We start from the raw sequence: 15,660 nt of genomic DNA, 5'->3' as shown, positions 1-15,660 counted from the left end.
AGAGTCGTCATGTTGGCCCCTTGTACGCTGCCCCGAGCCCGACCCAGTTACCTGCGCGGCCACGCAGCGCATCGACAGGAGAGACCCTCGTGCCGAAGTCACGTATCCGCAAGAAGGCCGACTACACGCCGCCGCCCGCGAAGCAGGCGCAGGCCATCAAGCTCACCAACCGCGCCTGGGTCGCGCCCGTCATGCTGGCGATGTTCCTGATCGGCCTGGCCTGGATCGTGGTGTTCTACGTGACGGACGGCTCGCTGCCCATCGACAGCCTGGACAACTGGAACATCGTCGTGGGCTTCGGCTTCATCGCCGCCGGCTTCGGTGTCTCCACGCAGTGGAAGTAGCACCCCCGGCACCTCGGTGACCAGCTCTGCCCAGGGCTATCCACTGAGTTATCCACAGCCGTTTTCCACATGGGGAAAAGAAAGACGATCTGTGGATAACCCATCGGGTGTTGACGCCGGTGTGACTGGCCAAACGGCCGTCAGACATCCGTTCGCCCCCTGCCTGACCTGCGGAAACACATCCGAGCGGCAGGGGGCACAGCTGTGTACGCACCGTGTGCACAAGATCCGCCACATCCTGTGGACAACGGTTCGGCAGCAGGGTGTTCCCCTGCTGCCCTTCGGCCCGATCAGGTCAGCTGAGCGGTTCTGACCAGCACCAGCGCCACCGACAGCGCCAGGACGACCGCGCAGGTGCCGTACTGCACCAGCGACCGCCGCTCGCGCGGGGCGTGGACCATCGCGTACCCCGTGACGACACCGGCGACGAGCCCGCCGATGTGCGCCTCCCAGGAGATGTGCATGGACGGGTTGAAGGTGAAGATCAGGTTGATCACCAGCAGGGCGATGACCGGCCGCATGTCGTAGTTGAGCCGGCGCATCAGCACCGCGGTCGCGCCGAAGAGGCCGAAGATCGCACCGGAGGCGCCCAGCGAGGCGGTGGTCGGGGAGGCGAGCAGGTAGGTCAGCGCGCCGCCGGCCAGCCCGGAGACGAAGTAGACCGCCAGGTAGCGGACCCGGCCGAGGGCCGCTTCGAGGGGGCCGCCGATCCACCACAGGCTCAGCATGTTGAAGCCGATGTGCCAGTACTGCTCGTGCGCGAACATCGACGTCACGAAGCGGTACCACTCGCCGCCGGCGACCCCGGAGGTCGGCGTGAACGGCTTCGGCGGCCAGGCGCCGTAGAGCACCACGTCGTCCAGGAGGGAGCGGTCGGCCTGGATCGCGATGAACACCGCGAGGTTGATCCCGATCAGGATCTTGGTGAGCAGGCGCGGGTCGGCCGTGACCGTGCCGCCCGCGATCGTGCGCGGCCGGGACGCCTGCGGTGCGTGCCCCGTACCGGAGCCGCCGCGGACGCAGTCCGGGCACTGGAAGCCGACCGAGGCGCTGACCATGCATTCGGGGCAGATGGGGCGCTCACAGCGGGTGCAGCGCACGCCGGTCTCGCGATCCGGGTGCCGGTAGCACACGGGCACGCTCCGGGCGTCCTGCGCGCTCCCTGCGGCCTGGTCCATCGGTTCCCCTTGGTCGTCGTGTCCGTGCCTGGTCGTACGTGCCTCACGGCGCCGTTCCACCCCGTTCATCCTTACGGACGAGCGGTGCGATTGGTTCCCCGCGTGCGGTGCCCTGCGCGGCCTCCGCTGCGGGTGCGTCCCAGCCCTCGCGTCTGAGCCCTGGCGTGTCAGCCCTCGCGTGTCTCCACGACCACCGTCTCGATCACGACGTCGACGAGCGGCCGGTCGTTGCGTCCGGTCGGCACGTTCGCGATGGCGTCGACCACCTTCCGGCCGGCCGGGCCGGTGACCTCGCCGAAGATGGTCCGCTTGCCGTTGAGCCAGGTGCTCGGCGTGACGGTGATGAAGAACTGGGAGCCGTTGGTGCCCGGGCCGGCGTTGGCCATGGCCATCAGGTACGGGGTGTCGAAGGCCAGGTCGGGATGGCATTCGTCCTCGAACCCGTAGCCGGGGCCGCCCAGGCCGTTCCCCAGCGGATCACCGCCCTGGATCATGAAGCCGCTGATGACGGAGTGGAAGACCGTGCCGTCGTAGAGCGGCTTCCTGCTCCTCTCGCCGGTGCCGGGGTGGGTCCACTCGCGTTCCCCGCGGGCCAGCTCGACGAAGTTTCTGACCGTGACGGGAGCGTGCAGCGCAAAGAGCCGCACCTCGATGTCGCCGAGGGTGGTCTTCAGAGTGGCATACAGCTGCTCGGCCACGGTCCGCCTTCCGTTGTCGTCCGCCGGCTTCGATCCTTCCACGGTCCCGCCCCCGCGTCGCCGGTCGTCCACGACTTCCGCGGGGCGGGCGGCGCGCCGCGGCGATTCGTGGCAGTGTCGACGGCGGGCCCCTGTTGCCCCGAATCAGGCCGAAGCAAGTGATCGGCACCCATATGCCCGCCCACGCATGCCGTACCTGCCGTCCGCAGGCATGATCCGTAAAAGGGTGGAAAGTCGAAATACCGTACGCCACCGAGGAGGAGGAACCCGTGACCCGCATCGACAGCGTGCGCGCCGCGACCGGCTCGGCGAAGGACAGCGTGCTGCACGCCGCGGAAGTGGTGGCGCCCTACGCCGACACGGCCAAGGAGCGTGCCGCGTACTACGCGCAGGAGGCACGCGTACGGCTGGCGCCCGTGGTGTCGCAGGCCGCAGAACAGGCCCGCGTGCAGTACGACGCCCGGCTCGCCCCACGCCTGGAGCAGGCCCGAGCCCATGTGCCGCCGAAGGTGGACGCGGCCGCGCACGAGGCCGCCGTCCGCACCCGCAAGGCCGCCCGGCAGGCCGCCGACTACTCGCGCCCCAAGCTGGAGCAGGCCGTCGCCGCGACCGCTCCGGTACGCGACGAGGCCGCCGCGCGCGGTGCCGCCGCGCTGGCCGCGCTGCGCGGCCAGGTGTCGGCGCAGCAGATCCAGAAGCTGGCCCGGCGCAATGCCCGGCGGGCCCGTACCGGCCGCGCCGTGAAGGTGGTGGCGGTGCTGGCCGTCGTGACGGGCGGCGCCTTCGCGGCCTGGAAGTGGTGGGACAAGCAGGCCAACCCCGACTGGCTGGTGGAGCCGCCCGCGGCGACGGAGGTCCCCGACGGGGGCCGCCTCACCTCGGTCGACGGCACCGGCCCGACGGGCCTGGATTCCGAGGTCCAGGCCAAGCAGGCGGAGGAGGACGCGGCCGACCGCGACGACGAAGTGTGAGCCCGCACATCTGACGAATTATCCGAAAAATGCCCTCCGGCACTGCGTTTTCGCAGGCCGGAGGGCATTTTCTGGGTGGAGCCTAGGGGAGTCGAACCCCTGACATCCGCCATGCAAAGACGGCGCTCTACCAACTGAGCTAAGGCCCCGGCAAGGAGCGCCCGGCCGGAGGAATCGCGTTCCGGCGGGTGCCGCAGACCAGAGTACCGGGTCACCCCCCGTATCCCGCAAAAAGATTGGGGGTCCCCGCGGATGACCACTCTCCGTAAGATGCTCGACGTGGTTCGCTACAGCGAACCGCGGTTTTCAGGGGAAGCGATGGGGAGACGCAATGGACGCCGCACAGCAGGAAGCCACCGCGAGAGCGCGGGAGCTGCAGCGGAACTGGTACGGGGAGCCGTTGGGGGCGCTCTTCCGTAAGCTCATCGACGATCTCGGGCTGAACCAGGCCCGGCTCGCGGCGGTCCTGGGCCTGTCCGCTCCGATGCTCTCGCAGCTGATGAGCGGCCAGCGCGCGAAGATCGGCAATCCCGCGGTGGTCCAGCGGGTGCAGCTGTTGCAGGAGCTGGCGTCCCAGGTCGCGGACGGCAGTGTCAGCGCCGCCGAGGCGACGGAGCGGATGGACGAGATCAAGAAGTCGCAGGGGGGCTCAGTGCTCAACAACACCACCCACACCGTGAACAGTTCGGGTGCGCCCACGGTCAAGCGCGTGGTCCGCGAGATCCAGTCGCTGCTCCGCTCGGTGGCCGCCGCCGGTGACATCATCGACGCCGCGGACGCCCTCGCCCCGAGCCACCCCGAACTCGCCGAGTTCCTCCGCGTCTACGGCGCCGGCCGCACCTCGGACGCCGTCGCGCACTACCAGTCGCACCAGAACTGACCGCTCGGCCGGCGCACCGGAGGGGTCCGGGAGCCGGCCGGCGCAGTGGGGCGAGTGGCTCCTCTCGTGGGTAGGGGGTACGGAGGGGAGCGAGCGGCGCGGGGGTTCGTCGGGCCAGGGGAGGAGCGCGGCTGCCATGGGTGAGGTCTTCGCCGGCCGGTACGAGCTGGCCGACCCGATCGGGCGCGGTGGGGTGGGCGCCGTATGGCGTGCCTGGGACCATCGCCGCCGGCGGTACGTGGCCGCGAAGGTCCTCCAGCAGCGCGACGCCCACTCCCTGCTGCGCTTCGTGCGGGAGCAGGCGCTACGCATCGACCATCCGCACGTGCTCGCCCCGGCCAGCTGGGCCGCCGACGACGACAAGGTGCTGTTCACCATGGACCTGGTCGCCGGCGGCTCGCTGGTCCACCTGGTCGGCGACTACGGCCCCCTGCCGCCGTTGTTCGTGTGCACCCTGCTGGACCAGTTGCTGTCCGGGCTCGCCGCCGTGCACGCGGAGGGTGTCGTCCACCGGGACGTCAAACCCGCCAACGTGCTCCTGGAGGCCACCGGTACGGGCCGGCCGCGGCTGCGGCTGTCCGACTTCGGCATCGCCATGCGGCTCGGTGAACCCCGGCTGACGGAGACCAACCTCGTGGTGGGCACGCCCGGTTACCTCGCGCCCGAGCAGGTGATGGGCGCCGAACCGGACTTCCCGGCCGACCTGTTCGCCGTCGGCCTGGTGGCCCTGTACCTCCTGGAGGGTGCCAAGCCCGACGCGAAGGCGCTGGTGCAGTACTTCCTGGAACACGGCACGCCCGGTCCGCCCAAGGGCATCCCGGAGCCGCTCTGGCAGGTCGTCGCCTCGCTGCTCCAGCCGGATCCCGCGGACCGGTTCCGCACCGCCACGGGGGCGCGCAAGGCGCTCGCCGCCGCCGTGGAACTCCTGCCGGAACCCGGCCCGGACGACGAACTCATCGAGATCTTCGACCAACTCGGCCCGCTTCCCCCGGGGTTCGGCCCGGGCGGCCCGCTCCGGCAGGCCTCCGGTGTGGCGTTGGAACTGGTCCCGGGCGAGGCCGCGGAGCCGGCCACCGACGAGGTGCACGGCTCGGAACCCGGCGCGGGCAACGGGGCGTTCACGGGTTCCGGCACGGGGACGGATTCCCGCAGGTTCACGGGTTCCGGCACGGGGACGGGTTCCGGCGGGTTCACGGCTTCCGGCACGGACACGGGTTCCCGTACGCCCACCTCCACCGGCTCCCTCTCCGACACCGGCAGCTTCCGGCTGCCGCCGCCCCAGCAGCCCCCGGCCCCCGACCCGTACCCCGCCCCGTCCCGGCACCCGGTGCCGGGCGGCGTGCCGGACCCCCGCGTCGACACCACCACGGCGGCGTACACCGCCCGCGACCCACGGGTCCCCCCTCCGCCTGCGCCCCCGCCGCCGCCCGTTCCGCGCGCGCGGGGCCGTCGGGCGCGGCGCGCCGCCCGCCGCCCCGGGCCTCCGGCCAAGGCCGCGATCCCGATCCTGCTGCTGGCGCTCGTCTGCTACGCGGTGGGTTTCTGGGCGCTGGCCCGGGTGTGAGCCCGCCGGGCCGCCACCGTCCACCCGCCGAGGAGGAGCAGCAGCGCGGTGCCCGTGCCGATCCCGCCGACCGCGACCAGCCGCATCACCCGGTGGCCGGTCCCGTCCCCGGTGGCCCCGGTCAGCGCGGCCTCCCGGTCCTGCCCGGTGATCGTGAAGACGTCGTCGGGCACGGGCCGGCCGGCGTATCCGGGCCCGGCGTGGGCCCGGCCGCCGACCCGGACCCGCAGCGTCACGTCGAACGGCCCTTGCCCGAACGTGCCGGCCAGCCGCGCGCTGAGGTGGACGACGAGGTAGTAGTCGCCGGCGAAGCGGACGGAGGTCACCCCGGCGGGCACGGCGTAGCGGTTGGTGTACTCCACCGGCGGGAGCGGGGCGAGGGCGGCGGACTTCGGTGCGCCGGTGTAGCCGAGGGCGATGTCGTCGACGTGGCCGCGCACGGGGTTGTAGAGGGAGAGGTTCAGCGCGCCGCCGACATAGCCGTGGCCGGGGGCGCCGCCCAGGTCGGCGGAGGCGTGCAGGTGCCGGCCCCAGTCCAGCGGCACCTTGTAGAAGCGGGTCTCGCCGGGTGCGAGTGCGGTCCGCCAGACGCCCTGGGCGAGCGGGCGTGCGGTGGCGAAGCCGGTGCCGCCGGGGCGGGAGCGCGCGGTGCCGGTGAGGGGCTCGGGGGTGGCGGAGTTCCAGGCCTGCGGCGCGGTGGTGGGGCCGGCCTGCGCGCGGCCGGGTTCCGTGACGGGCGCGATCTCCAGGTCCCATCGGCCGGCCCGGGCCGCCGCTCCGGAGCCCTCGGCGTCGAGCCGTTCGACGAGCACGTAGTACGTCCCGCCGCCTTGGCACAGCGTCTTGCCGGCATCGCGCTGTGCCAGTGCGGTGACCGGGCGCGGGCTGAGCCCGGCGCCGAAACGGGCGGAGGCGTAGGAGCAGGGTGTGCCCTCGGCGTCCTGGAGCGAGACGCGGATGCCGTCGGTGGCGGAGACGGTGGTGTCCGCGGGCGGTACGGCGGTGACGGGGACGTACGCGGTCTCGGCGGCGGTGAGGTGGAGGCGGTAGAACAGCCTGCCGTCGCGTGGCAGGGAGCTGCGGTAGGTGTGGCCCGCTTCCAGCAGGGCGGCGTCGGTTGCGGGCCGCTGCGCACCGGTGACGCTCTGGGCGCCGGGCGCGAAGGAGTACGGCACCGGAACCGGCGGGGCGGCGGCGGCCGGGGCGCCGGCCGGCAGGGCGAGGGCGGCGCACAGGGCCGGCAGCAGGATCAGGACGCGCCGGGCGGCCACGGCCTGCCGCCACACCCACGCCGCCGTACCGCCTCGCGCCCGCACGCGCCACCACCCCCAGTCGTCGGACGGCCGCACCGGACCGCAGGCCCCATCCTGCCCCGGCCGCCGCTGCGCCATCCGGGCAATGCCCGCGCCCGTCCGAAACGCGCCCGGCTCCCTGCGGCGCCCGGGCCGCCCGCTAGCCCACCCGCCGGCCGCCCGCAACCCGGGGACAACGCAAAACCCCGACCGCGCAGGCGGCCGGGGTCGGTTCAGATCGGGTATCGGGACTCACGAACCCGTGGGCACGGAGTCAGTCGCCTCCGTCCACAGATCCTGCTCGGCGCGATCCGCCTGGATCTGGCGGTACACGAGGAGCCCGCCGATGGCGGCCAGTGCGACCAGGAGCAGCTTCTTCACCGCGCGACCTCGTCTTTCCTTGACGTAGGGGACCTCTGGCGCCCGACTATACACACCGGCCGATATCGATCGGTGACCTGCGTCGGGGCCCAACTCCCGCCCCCGGAAGCGCAATAGACCAGGTCGGAGGCGGTTCCGGCCGGAGGGTGACGGCGCCCCCACGGACGGTTACTTTGCTCCCTCTTCGCTCACCCTCACCGCGTTTTGCAGGCTTTTCCTCCCTCCTGCACCCATCCGAGTGGTGTTGATCTGAACATCGACGCGCCACGGGCGTCGGTCCACCACTTCGCGACGCTCATACACATCATGAGGAAAGTACGCAAATCGCCCAACCCGAAAGTGAGGGGCCATGACCAGGAACAAGGTCATGAAGCTGTGGACCGCCATCGTCACCGCCTTCCTCGCGCTGTGCACGGCGCTCGGACTCGTCACCGCCGCCTCCGCGACCGTCGCCGCGGCCGGACCCCGGACCGAGAGCCCCCGCACCGGCACCGCGCAGCGCACGACCCCGACGATCCCGGCGGCACGCCACTGGGCCTGGTCACATGCCAGGGCCCTGCCCCCCACGATGAAGCAGCGGATCCGGGCCGAGGCCCATGGCAAGACCCCCAGTTGCCGGCACCGTCCGCTCACCGAGACCGAGGCGGAGACCGCGGCCCAGGACCACCTCTCGGAGTCCCTCGACTGCTGATCCCTCCCCCGCCGCAGTACCGCAACGTCTCGACCGCACGGCGACTTGCGTACGCACCAGTCGACACGGAAAGACCCCCGGCCGGGTTCGGCCGGGGGTCTCGCGCTGTTCCGGCACGGAACAGGCCCCCGCCACCACGCCGCCCCCGGCACGCCGCCGCCCATGCGTCATCCTCGTACGGCAACGACCACACCCCACGGAAAGGTGGTGAGCGCTGCCGTGAACCGGCGCGTCACCGTAGTCACCGCTGTCCACGGCCCGTCCGCCCGGTTCCTGCCGGACGCGTACGCGTCCCTGTGCGCGCAACGGCTGCCCGCCGGCTGGGAGTGGGACTGGGTCGTGCAGGAGGACGGCACGACCGACGAGGTCCGCCCCCACGTCCCGGACGACGACCGGGTGTCCTTCCGGCAGGGCCGGCCGGGCGGTCCCGGGGTCGCCCGGACGATCGCGCTGGCGCGCGTCGAGGGCGCGTACGTCAAGGTGCTGGACGCCGACGACCAGCTCACCCCGGGTGCGCTCGCCCGGGACGTGGCCGTGCTGGAAGAGCACCCGACCGTCGGCTGGACGACGTCCCGCGTCCTGGACCTGCTGCCCGACGGTTCCACGGCCGGCTTCCCCGGCGACCCGGACGACGGCCCGATCGAGCGCGGTACCGTCCTCGACCGGTGGAAGCGGGACGACTTCCGCGCCCCGGTCCACCCGGCGAGCCTGTGCGTACGGCGGGAGCTGCTCACCGCGCTGGGCGGCTGGATGGCGCTGCCCGCCTCGGAGGACACCGGCCTGCTGCTGGCGCTGGACGCGGTCAGCCGCGGCTGGTTCTCGGCCGAGACCGGTCTGCTGTACCGCAAGTGGGAGGGTCAGGTCACGGGCCGGCCGGCGCACGTCGACCCCGCCGAACGCGCGGCCCGCATGGCGGTCGCCGAGACCCGCGCCCGGGCGCTGGCCACCTTCGGCTGGGCCTGTCCGCCGGCCGCTACCCGCTGAACGGCTCCTCCCCCTCGGCGAGGAGGACGGCCTGCGAGGGGCACTTCTCGGCCGCCTCCCGGACGGCCTCCCGCACCCGCGGGTCCTCGGCCGCCTCCGCCGCACCGGGCCGTACGACGCCGTACCCGTCCTCGAAGGCGAACACGGCCGGCGCCCGGTACGCGCACTCGGCGGAGCCGTAGCACAGGGAGCGGTCGACGGAGACCTTCATGCGTCCTCCACGCGTGGGCGGTGACCTTCAGGACGTCACTGCCCGGCCGCACCCCCGCCGAACCCGCCCGCCGGGCTACCGCTGCCCGCCCGCGGCCGAGAGCCAGTGGGCCACCCGGCGGACCGTCGGCTCGTCGAGCCGGTCGGCGAGCGTACGGACCGCCTCGTCGTCCTCGGGACCCAGGTCGTACAGGCCCGCCTTGCCCAGTCCGGCCATGAGCACCTGGTGCCGGCGGTCCGTCATGCGCTCGGCCAGCCGCGCCGGTTCCGGGGAGAGCGGCGCGGGCCGCTCCGGCGCGGGGGCGGGGGGCGTGGCGGACGGGGCGTCGAAGAGGCGCCAGCCGCCGTCCTCGGGCCCCCACAGGGCGACGGTCGCCTCGGCTCCGCGCGCCCGCACGGTCCGGGTCATGTCCCCGACGGCGTACAGCACCGGCTCCCGGTACGGGGACTCGGCGCCCACCGTCCAGGTGCCGTGGGCGGGTTCGTGGAACATCGCTACCCAGCGGGGTTCACCGGGCGGCCGCGGGCACCGGGGACGCTGCTTCTCCATGGGACACCTCACCCCTTCGGAAAGGACCGGCGGGGCGACCGTAACTGACGCACCGTCAGATCACCAGGGGTGGGCGTTCCCGCCCGTCCGGCACCGGTCCCTCCCCTCGTGGGGACCGGTGCCGGACGGTGCCGGGCCGTCGACCCGTGCCCTGTCGGCGCTGCGGCACGGGTCGAAGTACGGGGGCCGGACGGTGTCCGGGGCGCGCGCGGGCTCACCCGCCGGGCGCGACACGCGAGCGATTTCGGCTGAGAACGTTCGGCGCCATGGGGTGCCTCTGCGAGCACTGAGCCGGTGGCCTGTCCGGACGGTGTGTGACCGGTCCGGTACCGGGTTCGGATCCTGCCATCTGCGGTCCCGCAGCAGGAGTGCCCGATCTCCGGACCCACCCTTCGCCGCAGGTCAGCCGTATAGGGTGAGTTTTCCGGTCCGGACGTCCGCACGCGGGGGAAAGTAAGGGGTGGGAACCTTGAGTTCCGACTCAGGGGCACGCACAGCCTTCGCCGAGCGCCTGGCGCTGCTGTACAAGGAGGCCGGAAACCCTCCCCTCAAGAGCGTCGCCGAGGCGGTCGTACGACTGCAGCGGGTCGACGAACGCGGCCGTCCGGTACGGGTGTCGGCGCAGCGGATCAGCGACTGGCGCCGGGCCCGGAACGTGCCGGCCCAGTTCGCCGCCCTCGCCGCGGTGTTGCAGATCCTGATCCCGGAGGCACGGCGCCTGCGGCCCACCCCGGTCTCCACCGGCCTGTACGACCTCACCCACTGGCAGCGGCTGTGGGAGCTGGCGCTGACCGGTCCGAGCGGCGAACGGCCCGCGCCGCCCGCGGAGGAGAACCGGCGGCCGCCGGCCCAGGCCCCGCCGGTCGCCGGCGGCGTGTGCCCGTACCGGGGCCTGGCACCGTACCGGCGGGAGGACGCCCGGTGGTTCTTCGGCCGGGAACGCAGTACGAACGCCCTCGTCGCGCAGCTCCGCGCGGTCGAGCGGCCGGGGGGCCTGGTGATGCTGGTCGGCGCCTCGGGAGCGGGGAAGTCGTCCCTGCTGAACGCCGGGCTGGTCCCCGCAGTCCGGAACGGCGCCCTGGACGGCCCGGCGGCGGACGGGGCGGTCCGGCCCCAGCGGGTCCTGCAGTTCGTCCCCGGTGCCGATCCGCTCGGTGAGCTGGTCCGCCGCATCCCGGAGCTGGCCGAGATCGCCGACGTCGCACGCAGGGCCGAGCGCAAGGCGGCGGAGAACCCGGTGCTGCCCGGCAGCGACGCCCCGCACCTCGCCCGGGCCGTACGCAGGGCGGTCGCGGTCTGGGCGGGCCACGACCGGGACCCGGACGCCCGGCCGGTCGTCATCGTGGACCAGTTCGAGGAGGCGTTCACCCTCTGCGCCGACGAGGCGGACCGCCGGGCCTTCATCCAGTTCCTGCACACCGCCTGCACGCCGCCCGCGGGCTCCACCGGACCCGCCCCCGTCCGGGTCGTCCTCGGCATCCGCGCCGACTTCTACGAGCAGTGCCTGCGCTACCCGGAACTGGCCGATGCGCTGCAGCACCGGCACATGGTGCTCGGCCCGCTGACCAGCACCGAGCTGCGCGAGGCGGTGACCGGTCCGGCCAAGGCGGTGGGCCTGGAGCTGGAGCCGGGGCTCGCCGAGCTGATCGTGCGCGAGGTGAGCGCCGACGGCCCGCGCGGCGCGCACGACGCGGGCGTGCTCCCCCTGCTGTCGCACGCGCTGCTGGCCACCTGGCAGCGCCGCAAGGGCGGGAAGCTGACGCTGGCCGGCTACCGCGCGGCGGGCGGCATCCAGGGCGCGGTCGCGGCGACCGCCGAGCGCGCCTGGTCCGGGCTCGACCCGGCGGCCCGTACCGCCGCCCGGCTGCTTCTGCTGCGGCTGGTCCGGCTGGGCGAGGACACCCAGGCCACGCGCCGGCGCGGCACCCGGCGGCAGCTGGCGCAGGAGTCCGCGGACCCGGGCAAGACGCAGGAGTCGCTGGAGGCCCTGGTGCGGGCCCGGCTGGTGACCCTGGACGCCGACACCGTGGAGATCACGCACGAGGCGCTGCTGCACGCCTGGCCCCGGCTGCGGCACTGGATCGACGAGGGCCGCGGCGACCACCTGCTGCGCCAGCGGCTGGAGGAGGACGGCCGGGCCTGGGAGGACTCGGGGCGGGACAGCTCGCTGCTGTACCGGGGGTCCCGGCTGGAGGAGGCCCGCACCTGGGCCCGGTCGGCCGGGGACACGTTCCTCACCCGCAGCGCGGTGGAGTTCCTGGCCGCCTCGGTACGGCTGCGCAAGCGCTCGGTGAGGCTGGGCCGGGCCGCGGTGGCGGCGCTGGTCGTGCTGGCCGTGCTCGCCGCCGGCTCCGCGGTGATCGCCTTCAAGCAGCGCGACGACGCCGTGTTCGCGCAGGTGCTCGCCGAGGCCGACCGGGTGCAGCACACGGATCCGTCGCTGGCCGCGCAGCTCGACCTGGTCGCGCACCGGCTGCGCCCCGGCGACGAGGGCACCTACAGCCGTCTGATCTCGATCGTGAACGCGCCGCTGGCCACCCCGCTGTCCGGCCACACCGGCGCCGTCTACCTCACCTCGTTCAGCCCGGACGGCCACACCCTGGCCACGGCCGGCTACGACCGCACGGTCCGGCTGTGGAACGTCACCGACCCCAACCGCCCGGCCCCGCTCGGCAAACCGCTCACCGGTCCCGCCAGCTGGATGAGCAGCGCCGTCTTCAGCCCGGACGGCCACACCCTGGCCGGCGCCGGCGACGACGGCACCGTCCGGCTGTGGGACGTGACCGACCCCGCCCGCCCCGTACCGCTCGGCACGCCGCTCGCCGGCCACCAGGGCACCATCTACCTGGCCGCCTTCAGCCCCGACGGCCACACCCTGGCCACGGCCGGCGAGGACCGCACGGTACGGCTGTGGAACGTCACCGACCCGCGCCGGCCCGCCCCGGCGGTCACGCTGCGCGGGCACTTGGCGGCGGTGCGCTCCGTGGCGTTCAGCCCGGACGGGCACACGCTCGCGACCGGCGGCGACGACGACACGGTCCGGCTGTGGGACGTCACCGCGTCACGCCGGCCGACGGCGGTCCGGATCCTGCGCGGGCACACCGACCTGGTGCACTCGGTGGCCTTCAGCCCGGACGGGCACACCCTGGCCAGCGGCAGCGCGGACGACACCATCCGGCTGTGGGACGTGTCCGAACCCGCCCGCGCGGCGGCGATCGGCTCGCCGCTGACCGGCCACACCGGCCCGATCTGGTCCGTGGCCTTCAGCCCCGACAGCGGCCGGCTGGCCGCCGCGAGCGCCGACAGCACGGCGAGCCTGTGGAACGTCGGCGACCCGGCCTCCCCGTCCCAGATCGGCGAGCCGCTGGCGGGCAGCAGCGGCGAGATGTACGCGCTCGGGTTCAGCCCGGACGGCCGTACCCTCGCCACCGGCAGCGGCGACGGCAAGGTGCGCCTGTGGTCGGTGCCGACCTCGGACATGCTCGGCCGCAGCGGGGCGTTCCGCCCGGACGGGCGGGTTCTGGCCACCGCCACCCGGGACGGCAGGCTCCGGCTGTGGAACGTGGCCCGGCCCGGCCGGCCCGTCCCGCTCGGCAAGCCCTTCATGCACGCCGACGGCGACCAGCGCTCCCTGGTGTTCTCCCCCGACGGCCGCACCCTCGCCGTCCTCACCGGCGTCCGCGCGGTCCACCTGTGGAACGTCACCGATCCCGCCCACCCCGTCTCCGCCGGCCCGCCGCTGCGCCTGCGCACCCGCTTCATGGGCCCCGACGCGCTGGCCTACAGCCCCGACGGCCGCACCCTGGCCACCGCCTACGACGACCGCACCATCCAGCTGTGGAACGTCACCGACCCCGCCCACGCCGTACCGCTCGGCACCCCGCTCACCGGCCACCGGGGCTACGTCAACGCCCTCGCCTTCAGCCCGGACGGCCGCACGCTGGCCGGCGGCAGCGCGGACGGCACGATCCGGCTGTGGAAGGTGACCGACCCCGCGCACGCCGTACCGCTCGGCACGCCGCTCACCGAGCACTCCGGGCCCGTCAACGACCTCGCCTTCAGCCCGGACGGGCACACGCTGGCCAGCGGCAGCGACGACGACACGGTCCGCCTGTGGAACGTCACCGACCCCGGCTCGGCGAGCGCGCTGGGCGCCCCGCTCACCGGCCACACCGAGGCGGTCACGTCCGTGACGTTCAGCGCCGACGGCCGCACCCTGGCCAGCGGCGGCAACGACAACACGGTCCGCCTCTGGAACGTCGCCGACCCGGACTCGGCGACCCCGATCGGCCAGTCGATGAGCCCCAACGCCAAGACCGGCGCCTTCCTCTCCTTCAGCCCCGGCAGCCGTGTCCTCGGCGTCTCCAGCGGCAGCGACACCGTCCGCCTGTGGAGCCTGGACGCCGACGCGGCGATCCGGCACATCTGCTCGGTCACCCGGAACGTCCTCACCCCGCACCGGTGGCACGAGTACCTGTCCCGCCTCTCCTACGACCCTCCGTGCGGTCGATGATCGGCCAACATCCCTGATTCCCCCCGGACTTGGCCCCACGGAACCGACAACCTTGTTACCCTTGGCCATAGCCCGGTCGCTGGTGCATCCCCCGTCGCCAGCGGCCGGGTGTTTCGCTGTGCCGTGCTCCGGCGCACGCTGATCGTTCCCGGGAGCAACCCCGTGGTCCGCGCACCTGGTCCTCGCGTACCGCCACCACCACCGCCGACCGGCCGATCAGTCCCAGTCGGACGGTGGCTGCTCGATCCTGCCGCCCGTGTGCGGCAGCCGCACGTGGTCCTCGGCGCCGGCGGGAAGGGCGGAGACGCAGGCTGCCGAGCAGGCGTTGACCAGGAGGGGCAGGACGTCGGTGGCCACCCGCAGGGAGATCCACGCCTGGTGGAGCCCGTGCTGCTCGATCGGCCGATCACAGACACTGCACCCACGGATGGCTGTGGCACCCCAGCGCCGGGCATCGAGCGCCGTCAGGTCGAGATCTTCAACGGAGGCTCTGGGCGGCTGTAGTCGGGGGAACGGAGGACGGAGCTTGTAGTTCCCGAACAGCGCGCGGGTGCTCACCGTGCTCCGGACCAGTTTCGAGCATCTGGTGATCTCGTAGGGGAACCAGTGCAGCCGGTACGAGGTGTAGGGGGTGAACTCCTCCAGGCTGGTCATGGCACCGATCTCGGGCGGAATGCGGACCAGGTTGCTGCCGTAGAGCACGAGGTGTCTGACCGCCGTCAGTCTGGCGATGCCCGTCGGCAGGGTGATGACCTGTCGGCGCTCCTCGGCACTGAGTCCGGCCAGAGGCCGGAACTCCTCCCGCCCGTCTTCCGCGGCCTCGTCGACCAACTCCAGCAGACGTCGCCACCCAGCGGTCGAGGTGTCCTGGCGTTCGGCGTGGAAACCGACACGGGCGCGCGGCTGCGGCCTGGCCTGGTCGAAGCACACGCACTCGTCCCGGCAGGAAGCGCGTCCCACCGATGCCGGGTCCGCTGTGTCGCCCCACCGGTTCACGAAGAGTTTCGATGCGCCCTCATCCACCATGGGGCCACGATACGGATCTTCATTTGGCCGGCCCAGCGCTCACGGACCTTCGACCGCCTGACTTCATGGACATCAAAGACCCCCAACCGGTACCGGCTGGGGGTCTCGCTGGTGAGCCCTCCTGATAGCCAGAAGAACCCCGGCTCGGCGGCGGCGCGATGACCGCTGGGCACCGCTGTTCTCCGCACCTGTACGCCGTTGTTGGTGTCAGTAACTGGTGTCAGCCCCAACGCCGCGCTTGACGCGGGGCTATGTACTCCATTTTGCGCTGCTCTCGCCTCTGGTCATGCGTCGGTGTGGTGTGCGCGACTCTGGTTGCAGTACCGGACTTCGCCCAGATTTCCAAGTCGACACTGGGTTATTTCGCCCCAAAAGCCC

14 protein-coding genes and 1 tRNA gene are annotated in these 15,660 nt (G+C 73.1%); 7 read left to right on the top strand and 8 right to left on the bottom strand.

The annotated features are described in order from the left end of the window. The first annotated feature begins 89 nt into the window (after positions 1 to 89). A complete protein-coding gene (gene crgA, locus S1361_RS20260; protein ID WP_053711550.1) occupies positions 90 to 344 on the top strand; it encodes a cell division protein CrgA in 255 nt (84 codons plus the stop codon). A gap of 290 nt (positions 345 to 634) precedes the next feature. Here the strand turns inward: crgA and S1361_RS20255 are convergent, their stop codons facing one another. Together S1361_RS20255 and S1361_RS20250 are read right to left on the bottom strand one after the other, a co-directional pair. Beyond that, a complete protein-coding gene (locus tag S1361_RS20255; RefSeq protein WP_208033217.1) occupies positions 635 to 1,522 on the bottom strand; it encodes a rhomboid family intramembrane serine protease in 888 nt (295 codons plus the stop codon). Between the two features lie 167 nt (positions 1,523 to 1,689). After that, on the bottom strand, positions 1,690 to 2,220 hold the full coding sequence (locus tag S1361_RS20250) for a peptidylprolyl isomerase (RefSeq protein ID WP_208033216.1): 531 nt from the start codon (positions 2,218 to 2,220) through the stop codon (positions 1,690 to 1,692). A 269-nt stretch (positions 2,221 to 2,489) separates the two neighbouring features. On the opposite strand from S1361_RS20250, the gene S1361_RS20245 reads away from it, so the two are divergent. Then, positions 2,490 to 3,191 (top strand): DUF5324 family protein, encoded by a 702-nt coding sequence (locus S1361_RS20245; RefSeq protein WP_208033215.1) that lies wholly within the window; start codon positions 2,490 to 2,492, stop codon positions 3,189 to 3,191. Between the two features lie 76 nt (positions 3,192 to 3,267). Here S1361_RS20245 and S1361_RS20240 read toward each other — a convergent pair. Continuing rightward, a tRNA-Ala gene (locus S1361_RS20240) sits at positions 3,268 to 3,340 on the bottom strand. A gap of 182 nt (positions 3,341 to 3,522) precedes the next feature. Here S1361_RS20240 and S1361_RS20235 point away from each other — a divergent pair. Then, positions 3,523 to 4,071 carry a helix-turn-helix domain-containing protein gene (locus S1361_RS20235; RefSeq protein WP_208033214.1) on the top strand — a complete coding sequence of 183 codons (549 nt, stop codon included), beginning with the start codon at positions 3,523 to 3,525 and terminating at the stop codon, positions 4,069 to 4,071. A 136-nt stretch (positions 4,072 to 4,207) separates the two neighbouring features. Further along, a complete protein-coding gene (locus tag S1361_RS20230; protein ID WP_208033213.1) occupies positions 4,208 to 5,635 on the top strand; it encodes a serine/threonine-protein kinase in 1,428 nt (475 codons plus the stop codon). Here S1361_RS20230 and S1361_RS20225 read toward each other — a convergent pair. Together S1361_RS20225 and S1361_RS39290 are read right to left on the bottom strand one after the other, a co-directional pair. Beyond that, positions 5,599 to 6,921, bottom strand: coding sequence for a hypothetical protein (locus tag S1361_RS20225; RefSeq protein WP_208036690.1), 1,323 nt, complete (start codon positions 6,919 to 6,921; stop codon positions 5,599 to 5,601). The two genes, S1361_RS20230 and S1361_RS20225, sit on opposite strands and share 37 nt — an antisense overlap. 258 nt (positions 6,922 to 7,179) lie before the next feature. After that, positions 7,180 to 7,308 (bottom strand): DLW-39 family protein, encoded by a 129-nt coding sequence (locus tag S1361_RS39290; protein WP_003999697.1) that lies wholly within the window; start codon positions 7,306 to 7,308, stop codon positions 7,180 to 7,182. A 349-nt stretch (positions 7,309 to 7,657) separates the two neighbouring features. Here S1361_RS39290 and S1361_RS20215 point away from each other — a divergent pair, with 349 nt between their 5' ends. Together S1361_RS20215 and S1361_RS20210 are read left to right on the top strand one after the other, a co-directional pair. Further along, positions 7,658 to 7,999, top strand: a complete 342-nt coding sequence (locus S1361_RS20215) for a DUF6344 domain-containing protein (RefSeq protein ID WP_208033212.1) — start codon at positions 7,658 to 7,660, stop codon at positions 7,997 to 7,999. 219 nt (positions 8,000 to 8,218) lie between these two features. After that, entirely contained in the window at positions 8,219 to 8,983 is a 765-nt protein-coding gene (locus S1361_RS20210) for a glycosyltransferase family 2 protein (RefSeq protein ID WP_208036689.1), read from the top strand. Here the strand turns inward: S1361_RS20210 and S1361_RS20205 are convergent. Next, positions 8,973 to 9,194 carry a ferredoxin gene (locus tag S1361_RS20205; protein WP_208033211.1) on the bottom strand — a complete coding sequence of 74 codons (222 nt, stop codon included), beginning with the start codon at positions 9,192 to 9,194 and terminating at the stop codon, positions 8,973 to 8,975. The genes S1361_RS20210 and S1361_RS20205 overlap by 11 nt on opposite strands. A gap of 75 nt (positions 9,195 to 9,269) precedes the next feature. Further along, on the bottom strand, positions 9,270 to 9,686 hold the full coding sequence (locus S1361_RS20200) for a hypothetical protein (protein ID WP_208036978.1): 417 nt from the start codon (positions 9,684 to 9,686) through the stop codon (positions 9,270 to 9,272). A 517-nt stretch (positions 9,687 to 10,203) separates the two neighbouring features. On the opposite strand from S1361_RS20200, the gene S1361_RS20195 reads away from it, so the two are divergent. Beyond that, positions 10,204 to 14,256, top strand: coding sequence for a WD40 repeat domain-containing protein (locus S1361_RS20195; protein WP_208033210.1), 4,053 nt, complete (start codon positions 10,204 to 10,206; stop codon positions 14,254 to 14,256). Between the two features lie 216 nt (positions 14,257 to 14,472). Here the strand turns inward: S1361_RS20195 and S1361_RS20190 are convergent, their stop codons facing one another. Further along, complete coding sequence (locus tag S1361_RS20190; RefSeq protein ID WP_243769236.1) at positions 14,473 to 15,282, bottom strand: leucine-rich repeat domain-containing protein; 810 nt, start codon at positions 15,280 to 15,282, stop codon at positions 14,473 to 14,475. Between the last annotated feature and the right edge of the window lie 378 nt (positions 15,283 to 15,660).

It is taken from the genome of Streptomyces cyanogenus (genome assembly GCF_017526105.1).
GTDB lineage: Bacteria > Actinomycetota > Actinomycetes > Streptomycetales > Streptomycetaceae > Streptomyces > Streptomyces cyanogenus.
The sequence above is the reverse complement of the archived record's forward strand: the minus strand, read 5'-3'. Positions and strand labels throughout refer to the sequence as shown.